The organism is Christiangramia forsetii KT0803, from assembly GCF_000060345.1.
In the GTDB taxonomy this organism is placed as follows: Bacteria; Bacteroidota; Bacteroidia; order Flavobacteriales; family Flavobacteriaceae; genus Christiangramia; species Christiangramia forsetii.
Genome location: NC_008571.1, coordinates 1,805,244 through 1,820,056, shown reverse-complemented (window position 1 = coordinate 1,820,056; position 14,813 = coordinate 1,805,244). Strand labels below are relative to the sequence as shown.

Sequence of the window (14,813 nt, the reverse complement as noted above, 5' to 3'; positions counted from 1 at the left end):
ATAGATGATTTTAACGGAAAATATAATGTGAGTTTGCAATGATTGTCATTTCTCATTTTTAAATCTATTTTTGCTCAAATTTATTTTTCAGTATGGATTATAGTCTTACGATCATTGTTCCTTTATATAATGAAGAGGAGAACCTGAAAAGGGTAGAAGAAAAAATGATGGAGTATATTTCTAATTCCAGGATAAATACCCAGGTACTTTTTGTAAATGATGGTTCAAAAGATAATTCAGAAAAGTTAGTTATTGATATATGCCAAAGAAACCCTGAATTTAAATATATCAGCTTTGAAAAAAATGCAGGCTTGAGTGCTGCGATTAAAGCCGGATTCGATTATTCTGAAACAAATCTAACAGGATATATAGATTCAGATCTTCAAACCGATCCTTTCGATTTTAATCTTCTATTGGATGAAATTGATAATTATGATCTTGTGACCGGTTATAGACATGAGCGAAAAGATTCTGGGATTAAAAATTTATCTTCACACGTAGCCAATACGGTGAGAAACTGGTTTACACATGATGGAATGGATGATACCGGCTGTCCATTAAAAATAATAAGAACAGATTACGCAAAAAGAATTCCTATGTTTAGTGGGCTTCATCGTTTTCTTCCTGCCATGATTTTGTTGCAGGGTGGGCGTATTAAGCAGGTACCTATAAAACACTTCCCTAGAATTGCCGGAACTCCAAAATTCGGTCTTAGAAACAGGTTAATCAAACCTTTAATGGACTGTTTCGCCTATTTATGGATGAAGAAAAATTATATAAACTATAAGGTTGGAAGGAGATCTTAATTATTTTCCGAAGCGCAAATCGAATTAATAGAGGTGCCCAATCTCAATATAGGATACTATAAGATTTATGTGATATCATTTTGTGCCAGATGAAATTTTATAGGACTTCCAATTTCTCGAAAGCCCTTTATTTAATTTTAGCGAGACCGAGATTTTAACTCGGGACCTCCGGGTTATCACGCAGATGATCACTAGGCTGAATGTATTTCTTATGGCTTACAGTAAGCTAGATTTAAATAACATATTAAATGGTCTATTACTTTTAATGCGAATATTATAAATGTATGCTACTATTCAACTGTCATTAAATGTCCATATAGATTGGTTCAATCTTAATCTATCTCTTTTGAGTTGGCCTGATTATAAAACTATATGAATAGGATTTAGGTTGGATTGTATATTCCGGGTGTACCAGCCTTCCCCAGGAAGTATCACCACCAACGCCCATTTGCAGATGATCTATATTCCATTGCATATTTTCACCAAATTCAATATCAGCTCCATGCTTTTTAGTTACCGGTACAAGTCCGGAAGCAGATGCCGCAATTTCATTTTCTTCCAGATCAATTTCTGCCATTTCAAAAGGCCATATACTTGAATTCAATAACGAATTCGTCGCAAATGCTGAAAGAGTAAGACCCTCAGACTCCAGCTTCATCCATCTAACCTCTGTTTTATTGCCCGTTTCCTGCGGTCTTAAGTACCTATGAAATTGATCTTCGATTTTACCTGAATAAATACCGGTTTGTTGACCCGTTTTGCGATCCCAATAAGTCTCTCCCGGTCCTTTACCATACCAGCTTACTTCTTTGAAGTCGGATGGTAAAATCATATACATTCCAATTCTTGGAATATTTGGTAGCTCCTCTTTCAGTGGTTCAAATTTATAGTTGATTTTAAGATCACCATTAGAATTTACTTCGTACACTACATTTATCTTCGCAATATTTTCAGGAAGCTTATAAGCCACTTCAAAAGCAACTGTTTTATTGTTAAGCACTGGTTGTTTAGTTAGTTTCGAAGTATAATTATGCGTAGCCGTTTTCCATATTTTAGCCCATTTATCCATTCCGTTTCCAAGGTCATTATCTGTAGGAGCACGCCAGAAATTTAAGTGTATGGGCTCATTGGTAATCAATTTATTATTATATCTCCATTCCTTGATTTCCCCGGAAATCTTATCCAAACTTAATTGAAAGTTATTTCCTTTGATCAAAATGGTGTTATGTTGAGAAGTAATATTTACGTCATCGTTGCTTACAGGTTTGAAATCTGATCCTTCAAATGCTGATAATAAAAATTCTTCAAAAGCTAATAAGTGATCTGCCGGTAGTAGAACTTCTTCGGAATCGGTTTTTAAATAAACCTGTAATATAAGTTCATTTTTATCTGAAGAGGCTCTGTCAAATTTTAATTGATAGTCCTGTTCTGTTCTCGGTTTGATTTCATTTAAAGAAACCCTTCCTGAGTCTATGCTTTTTCCATTTTCCAGAAGTTTCCATATAATTTGTTCATCATCAAATGTTTTAAAGAAATTTTTATTGAAAATTTGTAATATCGAAGAAGCTTTATCAAATTTAAATTCAACCGGTTGGTAAACTTTTTTTACTTCAGATAAATGTGGGTGTGGATTCCGATAGGGATCAACCAAACCATTATTTAAAAAATTTCCATCGGTAGGAAGATCTGGGTGGTAATCATATCCATAAGCTAAATAAGGTTTCCCATCGGGATATTTATATTCAAGGGCTTGATCTACCCAATCCCAAATAAACCCTCCCTGAAGGACATCATAATTCTCTATGATGTCCCAGTAATCCTGTAAATTCCCTACAGAATTTCCCATCGCATGGGCATATTCTATCATTATTGCCGGTTTTTGAGGATTGCTTTTAGCGTAATCTTCTAAATGCTCCGGTGAAGGGTACATGGGGCAATAAATATCTGTATAATGCTCTGTTTTTGCAGGTTCATATTGAACAGGTCTTGAGTCGTGATCTTTCAACCATTGATAGGTGGTCTCAAAAACCTTTCCGTGTCCCGCCTCGTTGCCCAGGGACCAGATGATAATAGAAGGATGGTTTCTATCTCTGTAAAACATTCTTTTTGTACGCTCCGAATGAGCAGGAATCCAGCTTTCTTCGTTCCCTATTTGGGTTTTTTCATCAATCGCCAGAGGATGACTTTCTATATTAGCTTCATCAATCACATACAGTCCGAATTTATCAGTAAGATCATACCAATAAGGATCGTTGGGGTAGTGGCTACTCCTTACCGCGTTAATATTATTTTGTTTCATCAACCGGATATCTTTTTCCATACTTTCCCTGCTTACCACATGTCCGGTAAACGGATCGGTTTCATGCCTGTCTACACCTTTTATGTAAATTGGATTTCCATTTACCAGTAATTGATTTTCCTTTATTTCTACGGAACGGAAACCGACTTTCTTTGAAATAAAAGAAGGGGAGATATCATTGTCCGGGTGTAATCCAAATTCCAGCGTATAAAGGTTTGGAATTTCTGCCGACCATTTTTTTACATTTTTAAGTTCTTCAAAAAAAGTTTTCTCTAGGGAATCATTCTTTATTATAAATATTTCTTCTGAAGCTGAATAGACAATTTTCCCATTTTGATCCTTCAGTTTTACCCAAAGTTCTGCTTTCTGATTTTTTTCAGAAGTATTTTTTAGAAAGAAAGTCGCTTTAAATTCTCCGTTCTGATAGTTATTTACCAGACCTGCTTTAATTCCAATATCCTGAACTTGAACTTTGGGAATACTATAAAGGTAAACGTCCCGTTCTATTCCGCTCATTCTTAACATATCCTGACTTTCCAAATAACTGGCGTCGCTCCAACGCACCATCTGCAACGCTAGCATATTTTTGCCATTTTTCACAAGATTTGTGATATCGAATTCTGCGGGGGTTTTTGAACCTTCCGAATATCCTACGAATTCCCCGTTCAGGTAAACTTCCATAGCTTTTGCACCGGCAAAGTGAAGGATAATTGTGTTGTTCTTAATAACTTCTGAAGATATTTCAATGTTTTTACGATAGGTGCCCACAGGATTATATTCATAAGGAATATCTGGCCAGGTTTCTTCAAAAGGATAACGCTCATCAAGATAAATGGGATTGCCATATCCCTGGGTTTCCCAATTCCCCGGAACATTAATTTTGCCCCATCCTTCTGTATTTATTTCAGTTACATAATAATTCTCCGGTCGGTCGTTTAAAGATTTTACCCATTTAAAATCCCATTTCCCGTTCAGGGAAATAAACCTTTCCGAAAGTTCTTTTTTGCCTTTTTCGGCCAAAACTTCGGTTTCAAAAGCGAAAAAATCGGCTCTTGGGTCAAGTTTGTTGATTTGAAAAACGGTATGGTCTTCATAAGGTTTTCTTTCTTGGGCAATTGTATTCGTGCAAAGCAGCACGAGCGATAAAAAGCAGTATAGTTGATTTTTCATTATTTGAAGGATATTAAATATTGACATTCATATCACCTGATTGTAGTACAATCCTAAGGTGATGGATAAAATAATCGATCTGGTTTCTAGTTATAACTATTGGAGGTTTCAATTTTAGCACGTTATTATCCGGGCCGTCTGTACTCATTAAAATTCCCCGGTCTTTCATACAGTTTACCAGTAAGTCGGCTGCATGGGGTAGGGGGTTTTTGTCTATATCATTAAGCTCAAAGCCCAGGAATAATCCTTTTCCTCTAACATCACCAATAACCGGGAATTTACTTTGTAAGATTTTAAGCTGTTCTTTTAAATAGTTCCCGTTATCCAGGGCATTTTCCTGTAATTTCTCTTCTTCAATTACTTCCAGTACTTTTTTTCCAATTGCACAGGAAACAGGATTTCCGCCAAAGGTGTTAAAGTACTCAATTCCATTAGCGAACGTAGTTGCGATTTCCCGGGTGCAAACCACAGCTGCCAGTGGATGACCGTTACCCAATGGTTTCCCAATGGTCACGATATCGGGAATCACCTGGTGTTCCTGAAAACCCCAAAAATGATTGCCTATTCTTCCACAGCCCACCTGTACTTCGTCTGCAATACATACGCCACCTGCTTCCCGGGTATATTTATAAGCCAAATTCAGATAATTTTCGGGCAATTCGATTTGACCGCCACAACTAATGATACTTTCACAAATAAAAGCAGCAGGTTTTCGATTTTTACTATGTATCACGTTTATCGCTTCCCTGATATGGTCAGCATAATCCGGGCCGGTATTATCCCCCCGATATTTACCCCTGAATGAATCGGGGAGCGGAACTATTTGGGTATGCTCTGGTGCTCCTTTTCCGCCTTTTCCATCAAATTTATAGGAGCTTATGTCTATACAGGCATTGGTGTTCCCGTGATATCCTACTTCTACCGCTATAAAATCTTTTTGACCGGTATGGGATTTCGCCATTCTAATGGCCAGTTCATTGGCTTCACTCCCGGAATTTACAAAATGAACCACCGAAAGTTCTTTAGGGAATGTTGCTAAGAGTTTTTTGGCAAACTGGAGGATATTATCGTGAAGGTACCTGGAATTGGTGTTGAGCATTTCCATTTGCTTTTTTCCGGCTTTTACCACTTGCGGGTGCTCATGACCCACGTGGGCCACATTGTTAACCATATCCAGGTATTTACGGCCTTTGTCGTCGATAAGGTAAGCTCCATCACCCCTTACAATTTTCAGAGGATCGTTGTAGCTCAAACTAAGGCTTTTGCCCAAAAAAGCTTTGCGTTCTGTAATCAGCGTTTCGGAATCCAAGCTATTTTCTGGTACATTCAGGTCTTTAAATAGAGATAGAGGATTCGGAAAAAGCTTATTGTAGACTTCTTTATCTCTATACAAACAATTGGAAACAGGTGTTAGATTTTGGGGATTTTGAAGACTAATTTGGAAGAAAAAAGCATTCTTTTCTTTGCGTTTGTGTTCTCCCAATAAAGCACTTCTATCAATTTTCTGATCAAGCTGAAGAGAAGGGTCTATTTTAAGATACCGATAGATAGAATAAAACTTTTCTTCTTCATCAAAGGAATGCTCAATAACCAGAAGTTTTTTAGTTTCATTCAATTCAATAATTTTCCCCGGAATTAGGGAACTCACCTTAAATTTTTTGAAATGCCAGAACTGTACACCCAATAATATATTTCGCCAGTAGTCACCTTCTAAAGTTGCTATACTATTTTCTTCTTTGATCAATTCCGGTCTAACCTCGTTATAGCCACCAAAAAGGATCTTTTTATTTTCTTTTAACCAAAGCTCCTGAATCTTACTGGCCATTTTTCGCTTGTCCCTGGCATCGTCAAAACTGCTAATGGAATCTGAAGAAATATCTAAACTCAGATGTTTAAATGAAGTTATCTTTTTGGTTTCAATAAGATATGAAAGATGATATTTGTTTGAATGACAGAATTCCTGAAATTGTAAATTCTTCCCGTCTTCACTATAGCCACAAGAATCTTTAAAAAATGCGCCTGTCAAATAAGGATTTAAGTCATACCACTTTTTTATTAAATCCCAGGCCCCAATAGTACTTACCTGATGGTATTTATTTTCAGGTTCAGATTGGGCATTAATTTGGGATTTTGTAAGGCTAATGATCAACCGGGCACCTACCAGCCAGTATAGAATATCCAATTCTTCCTCCTCAAGGGGAAAAGAAGCATGATAGCCCTTAATAACCTCTAGAGCAGCTTCAAGAGTCTGCTCTTTCTGCATAATTGCATAGGTAATACAAATCGCCAGATCATTGATCGTGGCGGTGTAGGTAGCGTCTCCAAAATCTATAAATCCGGTTACTTTTTCAGTATTAGGCTGAACAATGATATTATTATCATTAACATCATTATGTATGATACCTTTACGGCAATGCATTAGTTGATATTCTATAGATTTGAAACCCTGATAAAAATAATCGATGTACTTTTTTCTTTCTGAATCAAAAAGGTTTTGGTGATTTTTGGTCCAGGCAGTTTGTGAGATATCCCAGTCGAATTCTCGCTGCCTGGGGTAGGGGTCTTCAAAATCACTTAAAAGATTAGTGAGATGTCCGGCTTTTTTACCCAGGTCGTACAATAAACCTTTAGTGTGTGAAACCGTTTCACTCCAAAGCTTCCCAGGCAACCAGCTCAATAATCTAACGTAGAATTTATTACCATCAATTTCCAGTTCTTCGATAGACTTCCCGCTGATGCTAATGATTGTTTCCGGAAGCAAAAGCGTAGGATCACCACCATTTAAATGATCGAGAAGATTATTCTGAAATTTCAGAAAATCCAGATCACATTTTTCCGTAGAAGCTATTTTCAGGATATAGTCCCCGCTTTCTGTCTTTATTAAAAAATTAAGGTCCAGTTCTCCGGGAAGTAGTTTAACAGCTCCGGTTTTATGGTAGAGCTTTGCTGTTATTTCCTCGACCGTATTCTGGTCAAAATCCAATTTTAAATTTCCCATAACTATTCGTTTAAAAGCAGAAGTAAATAATGCGCGGCAGACCAGCTAAAGTTGTAAGCTTCCAGGCCTTCTCCCGTTACTGGGTTATAGTTTTCGCGAATGGCCTTTCCTTTTTTAGTTACTCCTTTAGCATTATGGATTAATTTTTTGGTCAATTCGTTTGCCTCCTTATTGTATCCGTATTTTCTTAGTCCTTTGATCCCGAAATACGATTGATCTATCCAGGTTGGTCCACGCCAATAGCCTCCATCCGGTTTAAATTTTTCTGAACTGGCATCTAATGTTTGTAGTGGAACATGCGTATTAAAGTTTGTGCTATCCATCATGATTTCCATAAGATTTTTGGCTTCAGATTCTGAGGCGACTCCAGCCCAAAGAGGGATCCAGCCTTCGCTGCCTTTTACTTCAATAAACGACTTACCGTCTATAGAAGTATCGTAGAACCAGCCATCCTTCTCATTATAGAATTGCTTCCGAATTTGCTTTTTCAGGGTTTTAGCTTCATTTAAGAATTGTATTTCTTCTTCTTTTTCATCTAGAATATTTGCCAATTTCTTTAAATAAAGTTTTTCAGCATATAAATAAGAGTTGAGATCCACGCTTTCCTGATCCATTGAATAAGCATTTTCAACATTTTTAAGCAATTTTGTATCGTCAAAACGAACGGCGTTGTCCATCCCGCTTTCCCACTTAGCGGCAATTAAAGTTCCATCGGTAGAACCATATTCACAGAGCCCGTCTTGATCATGGTCACGGTATTGGTACCACCAGTCATGTTGTTTTTTGATTTTCGGGTATATTTTTTTAATGAATTCCTTATCGCCATCCTGTTGAAAAATTACCCAGGCAGCCCAGGCAGAAAGCGGGGGTTTAGTATTCCTGTAGTTATTTTCTTCAATTAAATTATCACGATAAACACAATCGGGTATAAATCCGGTTTCGGTTTGATAATCATACATGGCCAGCACTTGCTGTTTTGCCAGTTCAGTATTGTAAAACGCTACTGCCACCGCATGTTTCCAGCTGTCCCAGGCCCAAAAACCATAAAACCATTTATAATTATAACTAGGGAAAAATCCATCATATTTTAATCCGCCGGAAGCTGCTCTCCAATTGTTTTGAAGGGTGAGTAAAGATTTTTGAGCCACTTCATAATAGGTTGAATCACGCCACTGTTTTTGCATTTTATTATTGATTGCATTGATGGTAGCTAGTTTTTCACTTTTTACTTCTCTATACTCTTCCGTGAAATTTTTCTGAACAGTTTCAATTAATGCGAGTTCCTTATCATCGAATTCCGTAGCGAATGAAAAAGAATAAACTAACTCATAGGTTTCGCCCGGAGCAATAGTAATAGGTTCTAAATTTGCCGTATAGGAAGTATCTGAAACCATTATTGAAGAAGGTTCAACTTCTTCAGGCAGGTCAAGCAAACCATAGAAATTATTGACTTCACTTTTCACTTTTATAAATTCTTCTGTTTTTTGTAACCTGAACTCGGCATCAAAGATTTTCCCTTCTAAAACTGGTTGGATAGAAATCGATTTATTCTGAAGGTTTTTGAACTGAAATTTAAAAACCGCCGTTTTAGAAGAAGCAAAAAACATGGAATGCGATATTTGCCAGTTTTCGGTTTCTTTCTGAAATTTTAAACCGGATAATCCTCCCTGGTAGGTTTTTTTAACTGCCAGGGTATCATTGACTACATTTAAATTTTTTATGCGAATTTCAACGAGAGAAGGTGCTAACCAGGCACCATTTTCCTGCGACATTATAAATGGGCCTGAAAATCCGTTTTGATCTGATGCTGTAGGCATGGAATAACCAAACCAGGAACCTTTATCTGAGAAGACAAGAAACGATTTATCTTCTGGGGAATTTGGGGTACCATTATAGTCTAATAAGTTGTAGATTTCTTTTTCGGTTGATCGATCATAGTTCTTCTGAGCGAACAAGAAAGTAGCACCAATAAAGAAAAAAAGGCTTAGCAATAGATATTTATTCATTTTTATAAAAGCTTATTATCTGACAATTCAGAAAAGGTTACTTAAATAGAAATGAATTAAATGGAAATAAAATCGTGATGTAGAAAATCAAGAATGTGGACGGGTGCAAATTACAAAAAATTAGCAAATGCCAAATAAATGGTTTAAAAAAAATTCAAAAATTTATAATTCAGTTGGTTTAATTGAAATAAGATCAATAAAATGTTAAAAGTTCATTTCAAAAAATTGTTTAGCTCGGTTAAAATATCTTGTTTTGTTTAAATATTAATAAAGAGTGGAATTAAATCTTATTCTGGAAAGATTAAAGAAAAAAGATAAAAGAGCTTTTCAAAAAGTTTTTGAGGCTCTTTATCCACGCTTGGTATCCTACTCATGTAAATTCACCCTGGACCAATCGGCAAGTGAAGATCTGGTTCAGGAAACCTTTATCTTCTTATGGGAAAACCTTCCTAACCTAAAAATTAAAAAATCCCTTCAGGCTTACTTATTTACTATGGTTAGAAACCGTAGTCTAAATTATCTCAAAAAAATAAAAGTAACCGATTCAGATTATATTATAGATATTTCCATATCCCTGTCTGAAGATTTTCAGGGAGAAATTCTAACGGAAAAGGAGATGTACCAACTTGTCCAAAAAGCGGAAGAAATCTTAAAATGCTTACCGGAGAAGATGCAGGAAATATTTAAACTAAAGGTAATGCATGGTTTAAGTTATAAGGAAATTGCGGAAGAAATGGAAATCTCCATTAATACCGTGAAAACTCAATTAAAACGCGCCAAATTTAAAATTGAATCGGCTCTCTTAATTATTTCTATGCTCGTTTTCTTTAACTGAGTTAAAAATAAATCTAAAAATTGTCACCCTATTCGTAAAATAATTTGTCTTTAGTATAAAGGGCAACATACCTGAATGATAATGGAGTATAGTTTATTAATAAAAAGAATTAAAAAAGGCTTAAACCTTGAGGAAGAAAAAGAATTTCAGCAATGGTATTCTTCTTCAGAGGATCATCGCCAGTATTACCAAAAATTAAAAAAGGACGATCATAATAGTGACGCTATTAATATTAATACTTCCGGTGCCTGGAAAAAAGTTGAATCCAAAACTGTAAAAAACAATACTCCATATTGGAAATATACTGTTGCAGCAATCCTGGTGATTGGCTTCCTGAGTTTCCCAGCCTATTACTTTCTAAATAATCCATTTGAACAGGAGAACCAGATAGTTGATGTTCAGGAAGTAGAAAAAAAATCTGAGGATATAATCTTTGAAGATCAAAATGGAACCTCAATAGCTTTTGGAAACAATGATTCTGTTGTAGCCGGTAAATATTACCAGGGAAGTAAAGATCAACTTAAAATAGATAAAACCCAAGCAACATCTGGGACGAATACTATTATAGTCCCAACCGGAAAACAATTTACTGTTGAGTTGAGCGATGGAACTAAAGTTACCCTAAATGCAAAATCCAAACTTGAATTTCCTTCCAGTTTTGATCAAAAAGATAAGCGGGAAGTAGTTCTGGTATACGGTGAAGCTTATTTTGAAGTAACTCCTGCTTTGCAGAATGCAGGAAAGAGATTTGTTGTTAAAAATTCTAATCAGGATATAGAGGTAGTAGGGACTTCATTCAATATTGAAAATTATAATGAAGGTAAAATTGTGACTACGCTGGTTGAAGGAGAAGTAAACCTATTATATGGTAAAAAGGCGGTTACCTTAAACCCAGGCCAGCAATCGATCATTGAAAACAATTCTTTAGAAGGCATAAAAGAAGTAAACGTATATGATTATATCGCGTGGAAAGACGGGATGTTCTTATTCAAAGATGAATCTTTAAAAGACATTTTTGAGGTTTTATCCAGGTGGTATGATATAAAGGCCGATTTTCAGATAAAAGAATTAGAAGAAATGAAATTTAATGGCAGGTTCAGAAAAGAGCAAAATCTTGAAAGTATCCTGGACATTATAGAAAATACTAAACGAGCACGATTTGAATTAAATGGAAATAAAATCAAAGTGATGCAATACCAGGAATGAAAAAGGAATGGGGTTTATATCTGGACAATCTAAACCCTCATTCCCATTAATTAAGTAATTAACTAACTACAAATTTATGAAAACTAAATTGAATGGTAAACTATTGCCTTTACGCAAGGGAGTATTAATCTTTATTATGAGAGTCTTTATCTTATTTTTTTGCATTAGCAGTTTCGGATTTAGTTCTAATGAACTATTTTCTCAAAATGCTAAAATTAAAATTGAAAAGTCCACAACCATTAGTGTTGAAGATGCTTTTCAACTGATTAAGGAGCAGACAGATTATACTTTTATTTATCCAAGTAACCTTTTTGATGGAGCTCAACCTCTTAGAGTAAAAGCCGGAATTATTTCAGCAAAAGATCTATTAAATCGCTGTCTTGCTTTAGTAGATTATACCTACGAGTTTACAGAAGAACATGTAATCCTTCTAAAGGAAAAGGATGTTTTTTTTGATTCAGAAACGAAAACGATTTCGGAACAATCAACAGTAACCGGAGTAGTGACAGATTCTAAGGGAATGCCGTTACTTTCGGTTAATATTTCTATTGAAGGTACTAATAGGGGAACCCAAACCGATTTTGACGGGAATTATTCTATTGAAGTAGCACCAGGTGAAAAATTAAGTTTTCAATATATAGGATTTCAAAAGAAAACAATTGAAGTTGGCGATCAGCAAATTATCAATGTAACCCTGGAAGATGATCTGGAAAGCTTAAACGAAGTGGTTGTTGTGGGTTATGGTACTCAAAAGAGAAGTGATGTTACCGGAGCCATTAGTTCAGTGAAAAGTGAAGAACTTAATAAAGTGGTAAGTACCAATCCGTTGGATGCCATTCAGGGTCGGGTGTCTGGAGTAACAGTAACCAACTCTACCGGTAGCCCCGGTTCAGCACCCGAAATTTCTATTCGTGGAATTGGAACCTTTGGAAATAATGAACCGCTTTATATAGTGGATGGGGTACAAGCCGATCCTTATTTTATTAATACCAACAATATTGCAAGTATTGAAATTCTCAAAGATGCTGCTTCTGGTGCCATTTATGGAACCAGGGCCGCTAATGGTGTAGTAATTATTTCTACTAAGAAGGGGGAAGAAGGAAAACCCAGGATAGATATTGAATCTTCTTTAAGTATAAACACACCGAGAGAAGAAATGCAACTTCTTAATGCCGATGAGTATATTTCTGTTCACCGTCAAATGTATGAAAATGCCGGAGCTGAACTTCCACAGTATGTAGTAAATTCGCCTATAAATGATACTGACTGGATTGAGGAAACTCACCGTACGGGCTATCTTTCAACCAATAACATTAGAATTAGTGGAGGGGGTAAAAATATAAATTACAGCGTTGGCGGAAACTATGCGGACGAGATAGGTTTGTTGATAGGTTCCAATTTCACCAAAAAGGGAGTGAATTCACAATTAAACCTGGATAAGGGAAAATTAAAAGTTTCTACTAACCTCAATTACAGTGAAACTTACAGAGAAGATCATAAATTCTCCATTAGGGAAACTTATTTCATTTCTCCATTAATTCCTGTCTTTGATGAGGAACATGAATCAGGTTTTGGTTACAGAACCGGTGATCTACCAGATCATAGAAACCCGGTTGGGGAAGATCAATTCTTAGAAGGTTATACCAAATTAAAATACTTCTTAGGAAATATAAACTTTGATTTTGAAGCATTCAAGAATTTCCACATAGGAGCTGGTTTTAGTGTATCAGATCTTCAAGATTACACCTATAATTTTCATCAGCCTTTCCGTGTAAGGGATGTGCAGGATATTGCAGAACGTGAATTTTCATTTATTTCTGAATTTCATTCAGAATTTAGAAGGTTAAATGAAGAATATACGGTTAGATATAATTTTGAGATTGATAAACATGCAGTAGTATTATTAGCAGGGTATCAAAGAATCAGGGAGCCGTTTAAAAGTACTTACGCCCAGGCAGAGGGATATAAACTTGATGATGAAGGGAATAAGGTTGCAGCAACTATTTTAGATCCTAATTTTAATACGCTCGATGCGTTTAGCGATGGAACTTATTCAGCCAGTGGATCTAATGCTGAATATGCTTTAGTCTCCCAGTTTGGAAGGATCAATTATGCCTTTGATGATAAATATCTGGTGCAGGCCAGTTTAAGGCGAGACGGAAGTTCCAAATTTGGAAAAAATAACCAGTATGGTGTTTTTCCTTCGTTTGCATTAGGTTGGAAAATTACAGAAGAAAACTTCATGGAAAATCAGGAAGTGTTCAATTTTCTGAAATTGAGATACAGCTGGGGACAGGCAGGAAATGATAGTGCCTTAGGGTATTATGATTATGTTGCTTTAATATCACAAGGAAAAAGTCAGGACGATGGAGGCTATGTTTTTGGAAGTCCACAAAACTCTTATTTAGGGAGTATCGCTCGCGATCTTCAAAACGATGACTTGCAATGGGAAACGAATACTTCGGCTAACTTCGGACTGGATTTTGGCATTTTTGATAATAAACTTCAGGGTTCTTTAAACTATTATAACAGTAAGACTGAAGATTTATTAATTACAAAAGAAGTTTCACCTTCCGCAGGAATTAACAATCCAATAGTGAATGTGGGCGCATTCGAAAATAATGGATTCGAATTTGAAGCAAATTATCGCAACAGGGATAATGAATTTAAATACGCTGTAGGAGGAACTTTTACTACTATAAACAGTGAGGTGACCAAACTAAGTAATGAAGATCAGGTATTGTATGGGGTTGGTTTACTATTTGGATCAGATCATTTTGTGAACCAAACAAAGATTGGTTATGAACCGGGAGCATTCTTTTTACCTGTTGCAGATGGAATTTTCCAGAGCGATCAGGAAGTACAGACGCATAGCGTGAATGGAAACCTTATTCAGCCTAATGCCGAACCCGGCGATATTAGGTTTACAGACCAGAATGGTGATGGGGTAATTAATGAAGACGATGAAGTATACGCCGGAACAGCTATTCCAAAATACGAATACAGTTTAAATCTAACAGGAGAGTATAAAAACTTTGATCTTACCATATTCTTTCAGGGTGTGGGAGGTAATAAGATCTACAACGGAAATGATTTCAGGCTTTTGAGTCTGGACACTGGTAGAAATTACAGAACGGCTGCACTCGATGCGTGGACACCTTCTAATACTAATACAGATGTTCCTCGTGCAGTTCTAAATGATCCTAACAGAAATAACCGTGCTTCTACCAGATTTCTGGAAGATGGTGATTACTTAAGATTAAAAACACTGCAACTTGGATATACTTTATCTCCTGATGTGCTTCAAAAGACTTTTATAGAAAGCGCGAGAATCTTCGTTACGGGGCAGAATCTTTTTACGCTAACCGATTATTCGGGACTTGATCCCGAAGTTGGAGGTAGCGTACTTTCCAGGGGGATTGATCTTAATCTTTACCCAAAATATAAATCTTTAATAACTGGAGTTCAACTTAGTTTCTAAAAAAATATTAAA

At 36.1% G+C, this 14,813-nt stretch carries 7 protein-coding genes; 4 read left to right on the top strand and 3 right to left on the bottom strand.

All coding sequences use genetic code 11. The annotated features are described in order from the left end of the window. The first annotated feature begins 92 nt into the window (after positions 1-92). A complete protein-coding gene (locus tag GFO_RS08150; RefSeq protein ID WP_011709617.1) occupies positions 93-806 on the top strand; it encodes a glycosyltransferase in 714 nt (237 codons plus the stop codon). Positions 807-1,143: 337 nt separating this feature from the next. On the opposite strand, the gene lacZ is transcribed toward GFO_RS08150, so the two are convergent. The 3 genes from lacZ to GFO_RS08135 are packed head-to-tail and all read right to left on the bottom strand — an operon-like array spanning position 1,144 to position 9,279. Continuing rightward, positions 1,144-4,275 carry a beta-galactosidase, LacZ type gene (lacZ, locus tag GFO_RS08145; protein WP_158308620.1) on the bottom strand — a complete coding sequence of 1,044 codons (3,132 nt, stop codon included), beginning with the start codon at positions 4,273-4,275 and terminating at the stop codon, positions 1,144-1,146. Positions 4,276-4,288: 13 nt separating this feature from the next. Beyond that, on the bottom strand, positions 4,289-7,273 hold the full coding sequence (locus tag GFO_RS08140) for an aminotransferase class III-fold pyridoxal phosphate-dependent enzyme (RefSeq protein ID WP_011709615.1): 2,985 nt from the start codon (positions 7,271-7,273) through the stop codon (positions 4,289-4,291). Positions 7,274-7,275: 2 nt separating this feature from the next. Beyond that, on the bottom strand, positions 7,276-9,279 hold the full coding sequence (locus GFO_RS08135; protein ID WP_011709614.1) for an MGH1-like glycoside hydrolase domain-containing protein: 2,004 nt from the start codon (positions 9,277-9,279) through the stop codon (positions 7,276-7,278). Positions 9,280-9,553: 274 nt separating this feature from the next. Here GFO_RS08135 and GFO_RS08130 point away from each other — a divergent pair, with 274 nt between their 5' ends. From GFO_RS08130 to GFO_RS08120, 3 genes are all read left to right on the top strand, one after another. Next, positions 9,554-10,114 carry an RNA polymerase sigma factor gene (locus GFO_RS08130; RefSeq protein ID WP_011709613.1) on the top strand — a complete coding sequence of 187 codons (561 nt, stop codon included), beginning with the start codon at positions 9,554-9,556 and terminating at the stop codon, positions 10,112-10,114. An 81-nt stretch (positions 10,115-10,195) separates the two neighbouring features. Continuing rightward, a complete protein-coding gene (locus tag GFO_RS08125; protein WP_041250061.1) occupies positions 10,196-11,320 on the top strand; it encodes a FecR family protein in 1,125 nt (374 codons plus the stop codon). Positions 11,321-11,396: 76 nt separating this feature from the next. Next, on the top strand, positions 11,397-14,801 hold the full coding sequence (locus GFO_RS08120; protein ID WP_011709611.1) for a SusC/RagA family TonB-linked outer membrane protein: 3,405 nt from the start codon (positions 11,397-11,399) through the stop codon (positions 14,799-14,801). Positions 14,802-14,813 lie beyond the last annotated feature (12 nt).